The sequence below is a fragment of the Kribbella sp. NBC_01484 genome, from assembly GCF_036227145.1.
In the GTDB taxonomy this organism is placed as follows: domain Bacteria; phylum Actinomycetota; class Actinomycetes; order Propionibacteriales; family Kribbellaceae; genus Kribbella.
Map to the genome: position 1 here is coordinate 3,692,834 of NZ_CP109437.1, position 16,156 is coordinate 3,708,989.

Sequence of the window (16,156 nt, forward strand, 5' to 3'; positions counted from 1 at the left end):
GTGCGTCCTTGACTTAAACCGTGAGCACTCGTACCCCGTTCTCTCCCTGAGTATTCAGGTGAATCCGGAGCGTAGGGGAAACCTGCGTTCAGTAGATGGAGACGCCGTACACGTTGAGGGCCTCGACTACCGGCTGGAAGTAGGTGACACCGCCCGAGGTGCAGTCGCCGGAGCCGCCCGAGGTCAGGCCGAACGCCCACTGCCGGTAGAACAGCGGACCGCCAGAGTCGCCCGGCTCCGCGCAGACGCTGGTGCGGATCAGTCCGGCCACCCGGCCGTCGCCGTAGTTGACCGTCGCATTCAGCCCGGTAACGCGGCCGCTGTGCAGACCGCTGGTGGAGCCGCTGCGGTACACGTACTGCCCGATGCCCGGGTTCATCGCCGTCGTGATGTCCTGCGAGTGCCCGTTGTAGAGGTACACACTGCCGCCCGGCGGCTTCATCTTGATGTCAGTGCGGTAGACGATCAGCGAGTAGTCGTTCCACGGGTAGCTGGAGGCGTGCACCGCGCCGGTGAAGACCTGGTGGTTGGCGTCCTGGTACCACCGGGCGGCCTCGTTGCCGCAGTGACCGGCGGTGAGGAAGTAGTACTTCCCACGCCGCTGCACGTTGAAGCCGACCGAGCACCTGACGTCGCCGCCGTACGTCGCCATGCCGCCGCTGATGTACTTGGTCAGCTTGCCGGGCAGCTTCTCCATCGTGATGCCCTGACCGAGCCGCTTGGTCACGCTGGTCAGTGCGGTGAGCTTGCTGCCGGTGACGGTGGTGTCGTAGGAGACGACGACGGTGCCGTCCGGCTTGGTCATCCAGGCGGTGCCCGGCGTGTTCACCTGCTCGTTCAGGGCCGAGGTGATCGCGGCGGCGGACAGCCGGGGCGGCTTCACCGGATCGGCCTTGGCAGGCATCGTGGCGACAAGGGTCAGCGCGGTGGCGGCGAGCATCGCCGCGGTGCGTCGAAGAGTGGACGATTTCATGGCCATCAGCCTTCCGGGGCGTGCGGCTCTGATGAGCGGAGTGGCGTCTTCAGGACATCGGATGTCCGGTGCTGGAGTCTAGGCGTCCGCAGGCTCAGTCCATGCGGAGCGAGTGGAGCACGAAAGAGGCGAGCTCGCGGTAGGCCTCGGCGTCGTTCAGGCCGGTACGGCGGGCGATGTCACCGCGCTGGATCGCCTGCATGGTGTGCGCGATCATCTCGGCCGCGAACGCGATGTCGACCTGCCGGAACATCTTGTTGTTGATCCCGTCCTCGATCAGCGACCGCACCCGCTCGGCCGCGATCCGGGTGTTCCGCTCGTACACCGACCGGGCCGGCGCGAACGTGGCCACGTCGTCCAGGAAGGTCCGGCTGGCCGGCCGGAGCGCGTCCGCGACCGCGTTCAGGTACGCCGCGATCCGCCGGTCGTGCCGGGTCTGCCGGGCCACCGCGGACTCCACCTGCGCGGTGGCATTCTTGAAGTAGTGCTTCACCACCTCGACGGCGAGCTGTTCCTTGCTCGGCGCGAGCGCGTAGAGGGTCGTCTTGCTGCAGCGCAGCTCGGCGGCCAGGTCGTCCAGGGTGAACCGGCTGAAGCCTTGTTCGAGGAACAGGACCAAGAGCCGGTCGAGCAGCTCGGACTGCCGGCGGGTACGGCGCCCCGGAACGACTGTTGTCATATCGAGACAGCATAGAACGATACGGAATTATGTGCTTCAGTATCATTACGAGTATCATTTCGTCAGCCGTTGAGAGGGGTGCCTGATGGCTGTCGATCGTCTCCTGCCGACCGATGAATCCGTTGATCTGCTCGGCCTGGTCCGTGACCTGTGCGAGCACGAGCTCGCGCCGCACGCGGCCCGGGCCGAGGAGAGCGAGACCTTCCCACGGGAGGCGTTCCGCACGCTCGGCAAGGCCGGCCTGCTCGGCCTGCCCTACCCGGAGCAGTACGGCGGCGCCGAGCAGCCGTACGAGGTGTACCTGCAGATGCTGGAGGAGATCGCCGCCGCCTGGATGTCGGTCGGCGTCGGGGTCTCCGTCCACACCATGACCAGCTACGCCATGGCGACGTTCGGCACCGAGGAGCAGCGGGCCCGCCTGCTGCCCGACATGGTCGGCGGCGACCTGCTCGGCGCCTACGCGCTGTCCGAGCCGCAGGCCGGATCCGACATCAGCGCGATGACCACTCGTGCCGTCCGCGATGACGACCAGTACGTCCTGAACGGGACGAAGGCATGGATAAGCCACGGCTCGCACGCCGACTTCTACACCACCTTCGCCCGGACCTCGGACGACCCGAAACGCGGGATCTCCGCGTTCCACGTGCCGGCGTCGTCCGCGGGGCTCAGCTTCGGCGCGCCCGAGCGCAAGATGGGCCTGACCGGGTCGACCACCACGCTGGTCAACTACGACGACGTCCGGATCCCGGCCGCGAACCTGATCGGCGCCGAGGGTGACGGCATGCGGATCGCGCTGTCCGCGCTGGACTCCGGCCGGCTTGGGATCGCCGCGTGCGCGACCGGCCTGGCCCAGGCCGCGCTCGACGTGGCCGCGGCGTACGCGAAGGAGCGGCAGCAGTTCGGGCAGCCGATCGCGGATTTCCAGGGGATCCAGTTCCTGCTCGCCGACATGGCGGCCGCGGTCGAGTCCGCCCGGTCGACGTACCTGCAGGCCGCTCGGCGGCGCGACCTCGGCCGGCCGTTCACGCAGCAGGCGGCGATCGCCAAGCTGATCTGCACGGACGCGGCGATGAAGGTCACCACCGACGCGGTGCAGGTGCTCGGTGGGTACGGTTACACCCGCGAGTTCCCGGCCGAGCGGTACATGCGTGAGGCCAAGGTGACCCAGATCTTCGAAGGAACCAACCAGATCCAGCGGCTGGTGATCAGCCGCGACCTGCTGAGGAGCGTTTGATGAAATTTGGCCCGGCCGACGTCGCCCTGGTCACCGGTGGTGGTTCCGGGCTCGGAGAGGCGACGGTCCGCCGGCTCGCCGCCGACGGACTGGGGGTCGTGATCGTCGACCTGCCGTCCTCGGCGGGCAAGGCCGTCGCGGACGAGCTGGGCGACCGGGTCGTGTTCGCCCCGGCCGACGTCACCGACGAGGCTGCCGTGACCGCTGCCCTCGACGCCGCCGCTGCGCTGGGGACGCTGCGGGTGGTCGTCACCTGCGCCGGGATCGCGACGCCCGGGCGGGTCGTCGGCCGCAAGGGTCCATTGCCGCTGGCAACGTTTCGGCAGGTCGTCGAGGTGAACCTGGTCGGCACCTTCAACGTGCTCCGACTGGCCGCCGAGCGGATGATCGCCCAGGAGCCCGGCGAGGACGGTGATCGCGGTGTGGTGGTGATGACCGCGTCGATCGCGGCGTACGACGGTCAGGTCGGCCAGGCGGCGTACGCGGCCAGCAAGGGCGGCATCGTCGGTCTCACCCTCACCGCCGCCAGGGATCTCGCCGACAAGGGCATCCGCGTCGTCACCATCGCCCCCGGCACCATGGAGACGCCGATGCTGGCCGGCCTCCCCGAAGAAACCCGCACCATCCTCGAGCAGCAGGTCCCGCACCCGTCCCGGCTGGGCCACCCCTCCGAGTACGCCGCGCTGGTCGGCCACATCCTCGACAACCAACTCCTCAACGGCGAAGTCATCCGCCTCGACGGCGCCCTCCGCATGCCACCCCGCTGACCCACTTCGACCGTCAGCGGGGTGATGGGGTGAGCGGGCGGGCCGGGTCGAAGAGGTCGCTGGGCTGGTTGGGGTTGTGGACGCCGGTGCGGATGAGGTCCAGGGCCGGGTAGCCGATAAGGCGCCGGGTCGTGCCGTCGTCGGCCGGGAACTGGCGGGCGAGGTTGCAGCTTGAATAGGTGACGCGGACCGGCCACGAGGCGGACCCGGTGTGGAGGATGACCACGTAGGTGCGGGGAGACGGGTCCTGGCAGCCGGGTGGAGTCTCCGGTGGCCGGCCCTCGGGCGCGGCGCGCAGGAGGCCGGCGAGTTCGGCGGCCTGTTCTGCGGGGACGCTCGATCCGGCGACCAGGGAGCCCTTCCAGTACTCGCAGATACCGGCTGACGTGACCGGATCGCTCGTACTGGTGCCGGGTGGCCGGAAGTCCGCAGGTGTGCAGCCGTAGTCGTCGGTGCCGGTGATCGGGCGGGCGGTGTCGAGGATGCGCCGGCGGAGTGCGTCGTCGTTGGTCAGCACGCTGACCTTCGTCCCGCCGACATAGCGTGTCTCCTCGGTCCAGCCCCCGTCGTACTGCTTGATCCCGGGCGCCTGGACGTCGTTGAACCACAGGTACGGAACCCGCCGATCCAGCGGGAGTACGGCGTCCTCACACGTGTGGCCCGACTTCCCGAGCCAGTCGTTGAACCGTCCGATCACCGGCTGGCTCGACGACGAGAACGTCGTACAGGGTGCCGCGCCGGAGATGTACTGCGTCCAGGACTCGGGGACCTGCACCTGCGCGAACTTGTACGACTCCCAGCGCCAGCCCGGCTCAGCCGTGCCAGGGCGGGCGATCGGCGGGTCGGTCCGGAGGTCGGTGAGGGAGTGGGCCGCGGTGATCGCGGTGGCGACCGCGGCGCAGGCCAGGACGGTGGCACCGATGGTGCGGCCGGTACGGCGGCGGCGTAGGCGATGGTGGACATCGGACAACAGATGGTCGTCCGACGGTGCGTCGGCCGCGTGCCTCGACAGGCTCGCCGCGACCAGGTCCTCGGTTGCGTCCATATCAGGTGGCCTCCTCGGCCGTGGTCAGCGTGGTGCGCAGGGTGGCCAGCGCCCGGTGGATCTGCGAGCGGACGGTGGCGGGCGAGCAGTCGAGGATCTCGGCGATCTCGGCGTCGGGCAGGTCCTCGTAGTACCGCAGGACGACCGCGGCGCGTTGCTTGGTCGGCAAGGTCGCACACAGAGCCCAGACCGCGTCGTGCTCCGCCTGCGCGTCCGCAAGGTCCATGCCGGCGGACTCGGCCGCCGGGTTCGGGGTCGGCGTCTCCCGACGGAGGAACCTGCGCCACCGGGAGATGTCGGCGTTCACGATCGACCGGCGGACGTAGGCCTCGGGGTCCTGACCACGACAGATCCGGGTCCACCGCGAGTACGCGGCGATCAGCGCGTCCTGCACGGCTTCCTCGGCGCGAGCATGGTCGCGCGTGAGCAGGTACGCGAACCGCAACAGCGCGGCACCCCGTTGCGCCACCCACTCGTCGAAGTCGGGCGTTTCCATCCGGCACCTCCCACCCTTATCCACGCTGGCGGGCGGCCGGACGTTGCAAACCTCAGTCGGCCTCGGGGATAGCCGGGGTCGGCAGCGCGAGCTTCTCGTCCGGCTTCGCGCTCAGTACGTCGTCCACGTAGGACCGCGCCGCCTCCATCGTGTCGATCTCGTGGCCGGCCTGCTCGGACAGGAACCAGCGGTGTTCGAGCACCTCGTGGAAGACCTCGGCGGGCTCGAGCTTGCGCTTCAGGTCGCGCGGGACCAGGCGGACGACCGGTTCGAAGACCTCGGTCAGCCACTCGTGCGCGACGATCTCCTCGTCCTCGTTCTGCTGGTCGGTCGAGGCGGCGTAGGAGTCCAGGTCGTTCAGCAGCCGACGGGCCTGGTTCTCCTCGACGTCCAGTCCGGTCAGCCGGAGCAGCCGGCGCGAGTGGTGGCCGGCGTCCACGACCTTCGGCTGGATCCGGACCTGGCTGCCGTCCCAGTCGGTAATGATGTCGATCTCGGCGACATCGAAGCCGAGGTCGTTCAGCCGCCGGATCCGCGAGTCCAGCCGGTGGATCTCGTCGGTGGCGAACTCCTCGGGTGCGGTCAGCTCCGCCCACAGCGCGTCGTACCGGTCGTTGATCGACTGGACCGTCTCCTGCGGATCGATGTCCGGGTCGAGCAGGCCGCCCTCCTGCAGGTCGAGGAACTCGCCGAACAGGTTGATCTCGGCGGTGTACAGATCGTGCGCACGCTGCCCGTCGGAGATGTCCTGGTGCAGCTCGCCGGTCTCGGCATCCACCAGGTACGCCGCGAACGCGCCGGCGTCCCGGCGGAACAACGTGTTGGACAGCGAGCAGTCACCCCAGAAGAACCCGAGCAGATGCAGCCGCACGATCAGCGCGACCAGGGCGTCGATCAGCCGGTTGACGGTGTCCGGCCGCAGCGTGCTCGAGAACAGCGCGCGGTAGGGCAGCGAGAACTGCAGGTGCCGGGTGATCAGGATCGAGTCGATCGGCTCGCCGTCGCGGTCCAGCCGGTCGGTGATCACGCCGACCGGTTCGACCGAGGGCGCCTCCAGTCGCTCCAGGTCGCGCAGCAGCCGGTACTCGTGCATCGCGAGATGCTCGAGCACCTCCTTGATCGCGTACACAGTGCCGTTGACCCGGACGAACCGGACCACATGCCGCGAGATACCGCGCGGCAGCGCGACCAGTTTGTCCTCGGGCCAGTCCTCCAGCGGCACATCCCACGGGAGCGACAGCAGACCGGTGTCCGGGCGAGTGGCGACGAATCGGGGCACGACGCCCAGTCTGTCAGGAATCCTGAGGCTTCAGCGAGGTACGTAAGTCGTTGCAAGATTTTGCGCGATGTGGCGTAGAGTTTGCGTCATGACACGACGACTTGCAGAGGTGGCCAAGAAGGTCGGCGTCAGCGAAGCCACCGTGAGCCGGGTCCTGAACGGGAAGCCCGGAGTATCCGAGGCGACCCGGGAAGCGGTGCTCACCGCGCTGGACGTGCTGGGGTACGAGCGTCCCACGCAGCTGCGCGGTGATCGCGCGAGGCTGGTCGGGCTGGTGCTGCCGGAGTTGCAGAACCCGATCTTCCCCGCGTTCGCCGAGGTCGTCGGTGGCGCGCTCGCGCAGCAAGGTTTCACCTCCTTGCTCTGCACCCGGACGCTCGGCGGGGTGTCCGAGGCCGACTACGTGGACCTGCTCCTGCAGCAGCAGGTGTCCGGGGTCGTCTTCGCCGGCGGGTTCTACGCGCAGGCCGACGCGCCGCATCAGCACTACGAGCTGATCCAGGAGCGCAAGCTGCCGACCGTGCTGGTCAACGCGGCCGTCGACCACCTCGGCTTCCCGCAGGTGTCGTCGGACGACGTCGTCGCCGCGGAGATGGCGATCGGGCACCTGCGCGCGCTCGGTCACCGCCGGATCGGGATGGTGCTCGGGCCCCGCGACCACATCCCGTCGCGGCGGAAGCTGGACGCGTTCCTCGCCTCGGAGGAGGCGGACCCGGACCTGGTCGAGCACACGATGTTCTCGCTCGAGGGTGGGCATGCGGCCGCCACCCGGCTGGTCAACAACGGCGTCACCGGCATCGTCTGCGCCAGTGACATCCTCGCCCTCGGCGCGATCCGCGCGGTTCGCCGGGCCGGTCTCTCCGTCCCCGACGAGGTCTCGGTGATCGGGTACGACGACTCCGCGATGATGAACTGCACCGACCCGCCCCTGACCACCGTCCGCCAGCCGATCGATGCGATGGGCCGGGCCGCGGTCGACATGCTGGTCGCGCTGATCGAGCGGGCCGCCGTACCCGCCGACGAACTGCTCTTCGAGCCCGAGCTGGTGGTCCGGGCCTCCACCGCCCGCGCCCGCATTTAGCATCATGACCAGGCAATCCGCCAGTACAAAGGTTCCCCTCGCCAAGGTCACCTGATCGACTGAAAGCGCTGTGCCGCCGGCAATCGATTGCCACATCACAGTCCCTTCACTCGACTGCTGCAGCCCGGCGAATCTGCACGGTGGCTTCAGTGGATGGGCTGTGCAGAGAGGCGGGGCTGGCCAGCACGAGCCCCAGTACGCCGGGCCGCCCGGAGCCGTGGTCACCCACCCGTACGCCGGTCCCGCCGGCTGAGCGCCACGGCGTGTCCCGCCGCCTGCGCACTACCCACCTTCGATCCCCAGCCGCCGACCGGTCTGCCGGTCGGCGGTTTGCTGCTATATGCCGTGCGTACCAGACACCTTCCCATCTGAAGTCACGATTTTGCAATCTCAAATCGAAGTATTGCGCGACGGTGTCGAGTTGCCTACGGTGTCCGCAAGATCGAGGGAGAGGGTGGATCGATGAGGACAACGCGCCGCGGGCTCAGCCTGGTGTTGGTGGTGGGACTCGGGCTGCTGGCCGCGTCCTGCGGATCGGGGGAGGCGAAGAAGCCGGCCGCCGAGGGATCGGCGGACGGGCCGGTGACGATCACGGTCGGCTGCCAGCCGCCGAAGAGCAATCCGAAGGAACGCACGGCCTGGGACGCGGATGTGGCCGCCTTCCAGAAGCTGCACCCGAACATCACCATCCAGAGCAAGGACGCGTTCCCCTGCATCAACCCGGACACGTTCCAGGCGAAGCTGGCCGGCGGCACCCAGGAGGATGTCTTCTACGTCTACTACACCGACGTCCAGAAGATCATCAAAGCCAAGCAGGCCGCGGACATCAGCCAGTACGTCGGCAGCGTCGGCGCGGTCAAGGACCTGCGTCCCGACGTGATGGGCGTGTTCAAGGACGGCGACAAGACCTACGGCCTGCCGCGCAACAACTACAACATGGGCCTGGTCTACAACCGCAAGCTGTTCACCCAGGCCGGCCTGAACCCGGACAGCCCGCCGGCGACCTGGTCGGAGGTGCAGGAGGACGCGAAGAAGATCGCCGCACTCGGCCCCGGGTACGTCGGCTATGGCGAGTACTCGGCCGGTAACACCGGTGGCTGGCACTTCGCCGCCTCGCTCTATGCCCGCGGCGGCTCGATGGTCAGCGACGACGGCAAGACCGCCGCGTTCAACAGCGCCGAAGGCAAGGCGGTGCTGGAGAACCTGAAGAAGATGCGCTGGGACGACAACTCGATGGGCAGCAAGCAGCTCCTCCAGTGGGAGGACCTGATGCGGATGATGGGTTCCGGCAAGCTCGGCATGATGATCGGCGCGCCGGACGTCGTGCAGTCGGTGAACAACGACTTCCAGGGCAAGTTCGACGACTACGGCGTCACCGCCGTACCGGAGTCCGACGGCAAGGCGTCGCTGAGCGGTGGCGACGGCTACATGTTCAACCCGAAGGCGACGCCGGAGAAGATCAAGGCCGGTCTGCTCTGGCTGCAGTTCCACGAGCTGACGCCGGGTCAGGGCCAGTTCAACTACGCGCGGTCCAAGGAGCAGGGCCGTCCGGTCGGACTGCCGATCCCGGATCTGTACGGCGATTCCGCGCCGGGCAAGCAGATCGTTGACCTGCGCAAGCAGTACGCGACTGTTCCGGTCGACCACTTCGCGCCGTACGTCGCCGCGCAGCCGAACATCACCAACAAGCTCGAACCGCCGAAGGCGCAGGAGCTGTACGCCGTCCTCGACGTGGCGATGTCCGCGGTGCTGACCCGCAAGGACGCCGACATCGACAAGCTGCTGTCCGACGCGGAGAGCAAGGCCAACAAGATCCTGGCCAAGAACACCTGATGGCTGTTACCGAGCAGCAGGTCCGTCGTCCCCACGCTGTGGGGACGACGGACCCGCGATCACCGGACGACCACGGCGCTCTCCGCCGGGCGGTTGGGCGCAACCTCACCGCGTACGGGTTTCTCTGTGGTGCACTGATCTGTTTTGCCTTGTTTTCCTGGTATCCGATGATTCGAGAGGTGGTTCTGAGTTTTCAGCAGAACAACTTCGTGGATCCGGGGGTGTGGGTCGGGTTCGACAACTTCCGGACGGTGATCGAGGATCCGGCGTTCCGGTCGGCGTGGCTGAACACGGCCGCGTTCAGCGCGCTCGCGCTGGTCATCGGGTATGCGGTTCCCTTCGTGCTGGCCATCGTACTCAACGAGCTCAGGCACGCGAAGGCGTACCTGAGGTTCGTCGTCTACCTGCCGGTGATGCTCCCGCCGGCGGTCGCCGTACTGCTGTTCAAGTGGTTCTACGACCCCGGCAACGGCCTGTTCAACCAGGTGCTCGACGTCTTCCACCTCCCGCCGCTGAGCTGGCTGGACTCCACGAGTACGGCGCTCGTCAGCCTCGTGCTCGTGTCGACCTGGATGAACCTCGGCACCGGCACGCTGATCTACCTGGCCGCGCTGCAGAGCATCCCCGGCGATCTCTACGAATCGGCCGAGCTCGACGGCGCCGGCCTGTTCCGGCGCGTCTGGCACGTGACGGTCCCGCAGACCAAGCTGATCCTGCTGGTGATGCTGCTCCTGCAGATCGTCGCGACCATGCAGGTGTTCATCGAGCCGTACCTGCTGACCGGCGGCGGCCCGGAGAACGCGACCGTCACCGTCGCCTACCTGATGTACCAGTACGCCTTCAACTTCGGCGACTTCGGCGGCGGCAGCGCCCTCGGCCTGATGCTGATGATCGTGCTGCTGGTGTTCTCCACCGTCTACCTGCGGGTCTCGCGCGAGGAGGACGCCCGATGAGGACTCTGGTGTCGCCCCTCTCACTCCGGACTCCGAGAGGACGAGTGATCTACTGGACCACGCTGGTCGTCGTCGTGATCGGATTCACCGGCGCCTTCGTCTTCCCGCTGTACTGGATGGTGACCGGCGCAATGAAGTCACCGGACGAGATCGCCCAGATCCCGCCGGGCTTCTTCCCGAAGCATGTCGACTTCGGTGTCTACAAGGACGCCTGGGACCAACTCCAGCTCGGGATCTTCCTGAAGAACACCGCCTTGTACGCCGGTGGCGCGTGGCTGTTCACGCTCGCGGTAGATGTGACCGCGGCGTACGCGTTGTCGAAGCTCCGCCCGTTCTTCGGCAAGCTGATCCTGGGCGCGATGCTGGCGACCCTGATGATCCCGCCGATGGTCCTGCTGCTGCCGACGTACCTCGTCGCGAAGGACCTGCCGATCTTCCACGCCAGTCTGCTGAACACACCCTGGGCGATCTGGTTGCCGGCGGCAGCGAACGGGTTCTTCGTCTTCCTGCTCAAGCGGTTCTTCGACTCGATCCCGCGCGAACTGCTGGAGGCCGCGGAGATCGACGGCGCGTCGCCGCTGCGGATCCTCTGGTCGATCGTGCTGCCGGTGTCGCGGCCGATCCTCGGGGTGGTGTCGATCCTGTCCGTGGTGACGGTGTGGAAGGACTTCGTCTGGCCGCTGCTGGTGCTGCCGGAGACCGACAAGATGTCGATCAGTGTCGGCATCGCGTCGCTGTCCGCGCAGATGCCGCAGAACGTGCTGATCGCCTCGCTGGTGATCGCCAGCCTTCCAACCATCCTCGTGTTCTTCATCTTCCAGCGGAGCATCATGGCCGGGCTCACCGCCGGAAGCCTGAAAGGTTAAGGAGATTCGATGGCCGACGAATGGTGGCGTGGAGCTGCGATCTACCAGGTCTATCTGCGGAGTTTCGCGGACGGGAACGGGGACGGGATCGGCGATCTGGCCGGGCTCCGCCGGCGGTTGCCGTACCTGGCCGAGCTCGGCGTGGACGCGATCTGGCTGAACCCGTGGTACCCGTCCCCGATGGCCGACGGCGGGTACGACGTCGCCGACTACCGCGCGATCGACCCGGCCTTCGGCACGCTGGCCGAGGCCGAGGCGTACATCGCGGAGGCGCACGCGCTGAACATCCGCACGATCATCGACATCGTGCCCAACCACGGCTCCGACCAGCAGGCCTGGTTCGTCGAGGCGCTGCGGGCCGGCCCGGGCTCACCCGAGCGGGAGCGGTTCATCTTCCGGCCAGGTCGCGGTGACCAGCCGCCGAACGACTGGCAGTCGATCTTCAACGGCCCCGCCTGGACCCAGGTCGAGGACGGCGAGTGGTACCTGCACCTGTTCGCCCCCGAGCAGCCGGACTTCAACTGGCGCAACCCCAAGGTGGTCGAGGAATTCCACGACATCCTCAGGTTCTGGCTGGATCGTGGCGTCGACGGGATCCGGATCGACAGTGCCGCCGTACTGTTCAAGGATCTGGACAGCGTCGAGGAGTCGTACACCGACCACGACGAGGTGCACGACGTCTACCGCGGCTGGCGGCAGATCACGGACTCGTACGACGCCCGGTTCCTGGTCGGCGAGATGTGGATGCCGGACCAGGAGCGGTTCGCGCTGTACTTGCGGCCGGACGAGATGCACACGGCGTTCAACTTCGACTTCCTGTCCCGGCCGTGGGAGGCCGGCGAACTGAAGGCGTCCATCGATCTCACGCTGTCGACCCACGTCCCGATCGGCGCGCCGCCGACCTGGGTGCTGTCCAACCACGACGTCACCCGGCCGGTGACGAAGTACGGGCGCCCGGACACGTCGTTCTCGCACCAGGACCGCAAGCACGGCATGCGCACGGACCTCGTCCTCGGCGAACGCCGGGCCCGGGCGGCAGCCCTGCTCGCCATGGCCCTCCCCGGCGGCTTGTACGTCTACCAGGGTGAAGAGCTCGGCCTTCCGGAAGTCGAGAACCTGCCCGACGAGCTTCTCCAGGACCCCATCTTCACCCGCTCGGGCGGCGCCGACCGCGGCCGGGATGGTTGCCGCGTCCCCCTACCGTGGTCCGGCAAGGAGCCGCCGTTCGGCTTCGGCGCCGGCTCGACCTGGCTCCCGCAACCCGCCGACTGGAAGAACCTCACCGTCGAGTCCCAGCACGACGACCAGAACTCGATGCTCACCCTCTACCGCACTGGCCTGAAGCTCCGCCCCGCCTACCTGGGCGACGGCACCCTCACCTGGCTGGACTCACCACCCGGTGTCCTCACGTTCCGGCGCGAGAACCTGGCCTGCGTGACCAACTTGAGCGCCGAGCCTGTCGACCTGCCGCCGCACGAGGAGGTGCTGCTGACCAGCACCCCCCTCGACGACGGCCGGCTTCCGAGCGACGCGACCGCTTGGATCCGCTGACGCGGGGAAACAAACTTGCGTCAGCCGACCAGAAGTTTCCCCGCCACCCTCAACCAAGCGGACGGAAGCGGCGGAGGCGGAGGCTGTTGGAGACGACGAAGACGGAGCTGAAGGCCATGGCGGCGCCGGCCAGCATGGGGTTAAGCAGGCCGGCGGCGGCCAGCGGCAGCGCAGCCACGTTGTAGGCGAAGGCCCAGAACAGGTTGCCCTTGATGGTCCGCAGCGTGCTGCGGGACAGGCGGATGGCGTCCGCGGCGGCGCGGAGGTCGCCGCGGACCAAGGTCAGGTCGCTGGCCTCGATCGCCACATCGGTGCCGGTGCCCATGCTCAGGCCGAGGTCGGCCTGGGCGAGGGCGGCCGCGTCGTTCACGCCGTCGCCGACCATCGCGACCACCCGGCCCTCGCTCTGCAGCTTCTTCACCACGTCGACCTTGTCGGCCGGCAGCACCTCGGCGATCACCTCGTCGATGCCGACCTCGGCAGCCACCTTCGTCGCTACCGCCTCGTTGTCACCGGTCAACAGGACCGGCCGAAGACCCAGCTCACGAAGGTCCCGGATCGCCTGCACGGACGTCGGCTTCACCGTGTCCGCGACCACCAGCACGGCCCGCGCCGTCCCGTCCCAGCCGACGGCGACCGCCGTACTGCCCTCGGCCTCGGCGTGCTCCTTCGCATGCGCGAGGTCGTCCGGCAGGTGCTGACTCCACTCCTCCAGCAGCCGCGTCCGCCCGACGAGTACGGCATGACCGTCCACGATGCCCTGGACGCCAAGTCCCTCGACGTTCCCGAAGTCCTCGGCCTCGGGCAGCCGGCCGACCTCGGCGGCCGCGCCACGAGCGATGGCCTGCGCGATCGGGTGCTCACTGGAGTGCTCCAGCGCCCCGGCCAGCCGCAGTACGTCGGCCCGCTCCTGCCCAGGAGCCAGCAGTACGTCGACAAGCTCCATCCGGCCCGTGGTCACGGTGCCCGTCTTGTCCAGTACGACGGTGTCGACCCGGCGCGTGGATTCGAGCACCTCCGGACCCTTGATCAGGATGCCCAGCTGCGCACCTCGCCCGGTGCCGACCATCAACGCGGTCGGTGTGGCCAGCCCGAGTGCACAAGGGCAGGCGATGATCAGTACGGCGACCGCCGCGGTGAACGCCACCTCGACCGGCGAACCGTTGCCGAGCCAGAAGCCCAGGGTGGCCAGCGCCAGCCCGATCACAATCGGCACGAAGAACCCGGACACCCGGTCCGCCAGCCGCTGCACCGCGGCCTTCCCGTTCTGGGCATCCTCGACCAGCCGGGCCATCTGGGCCAGCTGCGTGTCCGCTCCGACCCGGGTCGCCCGGACGACGAGCCGTCCACCGGCGTTCACGGTCGCGCCCACCACCGGGTCACCCGAACCGACCTCGACCGGCACGGACTCACCGGTCAGCATCGACGCGTCGACCGCGCTGCTGCCGGTCACGATCACCCCGTCGGTCGCGACCTTCTCGCCCGGCCGGACGACGAACTCGTCACCCACGACCAGTTGGTCGGCCGGGATCCGGGTCTCCGCACCGTTCCGCAGTACGGCGACATCCTTCGCGCCGAGCTCCAGTAGCGCATGCAGAGCGGCGCCCGACCGGCGCTTGGCGCGGGCCTCGAAGTACCGCCCGGCCAGGATGAACGTGGTCACGGCGACCGCGACCTCGAGGTAGATCTCCTCGGCCCCGGTGCCGCGGGACGGGATCAGCGTGAACGGCATCTTCATCCCGGGCTTGCCGGCGTCGCCGATGAACAACGCGTACAGCGACCAGAGGAACGAGCTCAGCACGCCGAGCGAGATCAGCGTGTCCATCGTGGTGGCTGCGTGCCGCAGGTTGGTCCAGGCGGCCTTGTGGAACGGCCAGGCCGCCCAGGTCACCACCGGGAAGGCGAGCGTCAGCGACGCCCACTGCCAGAAGTCGAACTGCAGCGCCGGGATCATCCCGAACGCGATCACCGGTATCGCCAGCACGATGCTCGCGATCAGCCGCTCACGCAACGGCTTCAGTTCGTCGGGCTCGGCAACGTTGCTCTCGGCAACGGCTGGCGCCGGCAGTGTCGCGGTGTAGCCGGTCTTCTCGACGGTCGCGACGAGGTCGTCGGTGCTGATGCCGTCCGAGTAGGTCACCTTCGCCTTCTCGGTGGCGTAGTTGACGGTCGCCGAGACCCCGTCCATCCGGTTCAGCTTCTTCTCGACGCGGGCGGCGCACGAGGCGCACGTCATGCCGCCGATGATGAGCTCGACAGACCGGCCGGTTTCTGTGTTGGTCATGATCCCACCCGTAAGGTGAACTCCGCGGTGTGCACGGCACCCGCGTGCTGGAAGTCGAGGTACAGCCGGTAGGTCCCGGCGGTCGGGAACGTGGTGCCGAAGCTGATCGACGGCCCGCCCTTCATACCGGGCTCGGCGTGCTGCGCCGGGTGGTTGTGCAGGTAGGCGAGGTCGCCACTGCGCAACGACACCAGGTGGCCGAACGCGCCCAGGTACGGCTGCAGGTCCGTGATCGGCTTCCCGCCGCGACTGACCCGGAACGTCAGCTCGGACTCGTGTCCCGCGACCGGATTGCCCTCGAGCGTCACGTCGTACCCAGTGAAGCTGGCGGTGCCGGCCGGCTTTGGCAGTGGGACCGGGGTGAAGCTTCCGGAGACGCTGACGTCGGTGCCCAGCGTCAGCTTCTTGTCCAGGCCGGCCGGCTGGAAGTCGGCGTACAGCCGCCAGGTCCCGCCGGTGGTGAAGGTGAACGGGATGCTCCAGGCGCCCGTCGCGTCCATGGTCGGATGCACGTGGTGGAAGCCGGACAGGTCACGCCGGACCACGATCAGGTGCAGGTCCTTCTCGTGCGTCTTGGTGTACGTCGTCACCGGCTTGCCATCGGGGCCCTGGATCGTGAAGCGCAGTTGGGTCTTGGCGCCGGACCGGAACGACATGGTGGCCGGACTCAAGGTGTAGCCTGCGTCGGACACCGCGAGCCCGGGTAGTTGCCCGCCCGCGTCGTGCCCTGCTTCCTCCGCCATGCCACCCATCTCCTCGTTGCCGTGAGCCTGGGCGGGCGCGGGATCGGCCGCCGCGACCGGGTCGACCGCGGAGCCGATCGCGAACGCCGCCCCGAAGGCCAGCGCGAGCGCACCGGCGAACGCGCCGAGCCGGAGCGCGGCGGCCCGGCTCATGACGCCGCCAGCTCGTAGCCCGCCTCGTCGACGGCCTCGCGTACGGCGGTCTCCTCGAGAGCGGACTCGCTCGTCACGTGCACCGCGGAGGTGCCGCCGGCGTTCAGGTCGATGCTGACCTCCCGCACGCCGGGAAGCTTGGTCAGCTCCTCGGTGACGGCGGCGGTGCAGTGCCCGCAGGTCATCCCGGTGACGGAATAGGTGGTGGTGGTCATATCG

The 16,156-nt window shown here is 68.3% G+C and carries 15 protein-coding genes; 7 read left to right on the forward strand and 8 right to left on the reverse strand.

From position 1 onward, the window contains the following. Positions 1 to 88: 88 nt before the first annotated feature. Positions 89 to 973 carry a S1 family peptidase gene (locus tag OG555_RS18245; RefSeq protein WP_329484102.1) on the reverse strand — a complete coding sequence of 295 codons (885 nt, stop codon included), beginning with the start codon at positions 971 to 973 and terminating at the stop codon, positions 89 to 91. A gap of 94 nt (positions 974 to 1,067) precedes the next feature. Beyond that, complete coding sequence (locus OG555_RS18250; protein ID WP_329484103.1) at positions 1,068 to 1,652, reverse strand: TetR/AcrR family transcriptional regulator; 585 nt, start codon at positions 1,650 to 1,652, stop codon at positions 1,068 to 1,070. Positions 1,653 to 1,737: 85 nt separating this feature from the next. Here OG555_RS18250 and OG555_RS18255 point away from each other — a divergent pair, with 85 nt between their 5' ends. Continuing rightward, positions 1,738 to 2,886, forward strand: a complete 1,149-nt coding sequence (locus OG555_RS18255; protein WP_329484104.1) for an acyl-CoA dehydrogenase family protein — start codon at positions 1,738 to 1,740, stop codon at positions 2,884 to 2,886. Then, the gene (locus tag OG555_RS18260) at positions 2,886 to 3,653 is read left to right on the forward strand and encodes an SDR family NAD(P)-dependent oxidoreductase (RefSeq protein ID WP_329484105.1); all 768 of its coding nucleotides are present in this window, start codon (positions 2,886 to 2,888) and stop codon (positions 3,651 to 3,653) included. The genes OG555_RS18255 and OG555_RS18260 overlap by 1 nt, the downstream gene beginning before the upstream one ends. 13 nt (positions 3,654 to 3,666) lie before the next feature. Here the strand turns inward: OG555_RS18260 and OG555_RS18265 are convergent, their stop codons facing one another. The 3 genes from OG555_RS18265 to OG555_RS18275 are packed head-to-tail and all read right to left on the reverse strand — an operon-like array spanning position 3,667 to position 6,494. Then, the gene (locus OG555_RS18265; RefSeq protein WP_329484106.1) at positions 3,667 to 4,698 is read right to left on the reverse strand and encodes a hypothetical protein; all 1,032 of its coding nucleotides are present in this window, start codon (positions 4,696 to 4,698) and stop codon (positions 3,667 to 3,669) included. A 1-nt stretch (position 4,699) separates the two neighbouring features. Further along, positions 4,700 to 5,194: a SigE family RNA polymerase sigma factor gene (locus OG555_RS18270; RefSeq protein ID WP_329484107.1), complete on the reverse strand. Its 495-nt coding sequence runs from the start codon at positions 5,192 to 5,194 to the stop codon at positions 4,700 to 4,702. Between the two features lie 52 nt (positions 5,195 to 5,246). Then, on the reverse strand, positions 5,247 to 6,494 hold the full coding sequence (locus OG555_RS18275; protein WP_329484841.1) for a DUF4032 domain-containing protein: 1,248 nt from the start codon (positions 6,492 to 6,494) through the stop codon (positions 5,247 to 5,249). A 67-nt stretch (positions 6,495 to 6,561) separates the two neighbouring features. Between OG555_RS18275 and OG555_RS18280 the strand changes: the two genes are divergently transcribed. From OG555_RS18280 to OG555_RS18300, 5 genes are all read left to right on the forward strand, one after another. Next, the gene (locus OG555_RS18280; protein WP_328524130.1) at positions 6,562 to 7,554 is read left to right on the forward strand and encodes a LacI family DNA-binding transcriptional regulator; all 993 of its coding nucleotides are present in this window, start codon (positions 6,562 to 6,564) and stop codon (positions 7,552 to 7,554) included. A 462-nt stretch (positions 7,555 to 8,016) separates the two neighbouring features. Further along, positions 8,017 to 9,387, forward strand: a complete 1,371-nt coding sequence (locus OG555_RS18285) for an ABC transporter substrate-binding protein (protein ID WP_329484108.1) — start codon at positions 8,017 to 8,019, stop codon at positions 9,385 to 9,387. A gap of 179 nt (positions 9,388 to 9,566) precedes the next feature. Next, a complete protein-coding gene (locus tag OG555_RS18290; protein ID WP_329484109.1) occupies positions 9,567 to 10,340 on the forward strand; it encodes a carbohydrate ABC transporter permease in 774 nt (257 codons plus the stop codon). Then, positions 10,337 to 11,206: a carbohydrate ABC transporter permease gene (locus OG555_RS18295; RefSeq protein WP_329484110.1), complete on the forward strand. Its 870-nt coding sequence runs from the start codon at positions 10,337 to 10,339 to the stop codon at positions 11,204 to 11,206. The genes OG555_RS18290 and OG555_RS18295 overlap by 4 nt, the downstream gene beginning before the upstream one ends. A gap of 9 nt (positions 11,207 to 11,215) precedes the next feature. Next, a complete protein-coding gene (locus tag OG555_RS18300) occupies positions 11,216 to 12,757 on the forward strand; it encodes a glycoside hydrolase family 13 protein (RefSeq protein ID WP_329484111.1) in 1,542 nt (513 codons plus the stop codon). A 49-nt stretch (positions 12,758 to 12,806) separates the two neighbouring features. On the opposite strand, the gene OG555_RS18305 is transcribed toward OG555_RS18300, so the two are convergent. Genes OG555_RS18305 through OG555_RS18315 form a run of 3 tightly spaced genes read right to left on the reverse strand, consistent with a single transcriptional unit; the run spans position 12,807 to position 16,152 of the window. Further along, positions 12,807 to 15,041: a heavy metal translocating P-type ATPase gene (locus OG555_RS18305; protein WP_329484112.1), complete on the reverse strand. Its 2,235-nt coding sequence runs from the start codon at positions 15,039 to 15,041 to the stop codon at positions 12,807 to 12,809. Further along, entirely contained in the window at positions 15,038 to 15,937 is a 900-nt protein-coding gene (locus OG555_RS18310) for a hypothetical protein (protein WP_329484113.1), read from the reverse strand. Before OG555_RS18310 ends, OG555_RS18305 begins: the two co-directional genes overlap by 4 nt. Beyond that, the gene (locus OG555_RS18315; RefSeq protein ID WP_329484114.1) at positions 15,934 to 16,152 is read right to left on the reverse strand and encodes a heavy-metal-associated domain-containing protein; all 219 of its coding nucleotides are present in this window, start codon (positions 16,150 to 16,152) and stop codon (positions 15,934 to 15,936) included. Before OG555_RS18315 ends, OG555_RS18310 begins: the two co-directional genes overlap by 4 nt. Between the last annotated feature and the right edge of the window lie 4 nt (positions 16,153 to 16,156).

Excerpts from the sequence above, each read along its gene's own strand:
- OG555_RS18260 (WP_329484105.1), top strand. The coding sequence starts at position 2,886 with ATGAAATTTGGCCCGGCCGACGTCGCCCTGGTCACCGGTGGTGGTTCC.
- OG555_RS18265 (WP_329484106.1), bottom strand. The coding sequence starts at position 4,698 with ATGGACGCAACCGAGGACCTGGTCGCGGCGAGCCTGTCGAGGCACGCG.
- OG555_RS18280 (WP_328524130.1), top strand. The coding sequence starts at position 6,562 with ATGACACGACGACTTGCAGAGGTGGCCAAGAAGGTCGGCGTCAGCGAA.
- OG555_RS18285 (WP_329484108.1), top strand. The coding sequence starts at position 8,017 with ATGAGGACAACGCGCCGCGGGCTCAGCCTGGTGTTGGTGGTGGGACTC.
- OG555_RS18245 (WP_329484102.1), bottom strand. The coding sequence starts at position 973 with ATGAAATCGTCCACTCTTCGACGCACCGCGGCGATGCTCGCCGCCACC.
- OG555_RS18305 (WP_329484112.1), bottom strand. The coding sequence starts at position 15,041 with ATGACCAACACAGAAACCGGCCGGTCTGTCGAGCTCATCATCGGCGGC.
- OG555_RS18255 (WP_329484104.1), top strand. The coding sequence starts at position 1,738 with ATGGCTGTCGATCGTCTCCTGCCGACCGATGAATCCGTTGATCTGCTC.
- OG555_RS18300 (WP_329484111.1), top strand. The coding sequence starts at position 11,216 with ATGGCCGACGAATGGTGGCGTGGAGCTGCGATCTACCAGGTCTATCTG.
- OG555_RS18315 (WP_329484114.1), bottom strand. The coding sequence starts at position 16,152 with ATGACCACCACCACCTATTCCGTCACCGGGATGACCTGCGGGCACTGC.
- OG555_RS18250 (WP_329484103.1), bottom strand. The coding sequence starts at position 1,652 with ATGACAACAGTCGTTCCGGGGCGCCGTACCCGCCGGCAGTCCGAGCTG.
- OG555_RS18310 (WP_329484113.1), bottom strand. The coding sequence starts at position 15,937 with ATGAGCCGGGCCGCCGCGCTCCGGCTCGGCGCGTTCGCCGGTGCGCTC.
- OG555_RS18270 (WP_329484107.1), bottom strand. The coding sequence starts at position 5,194 with ATGGAAACGCCCGACTTCGACGAGTGGGTGGCGCAACGGGGTGCCGCG.
- OG555_RS18295 (WP_329484110.1), top strand. The coding sequence starts at position 10,337 with ATGAGGACTCTGGTGTCGCCCCTCTCACTCCGGACTCCGAGAGGACGA.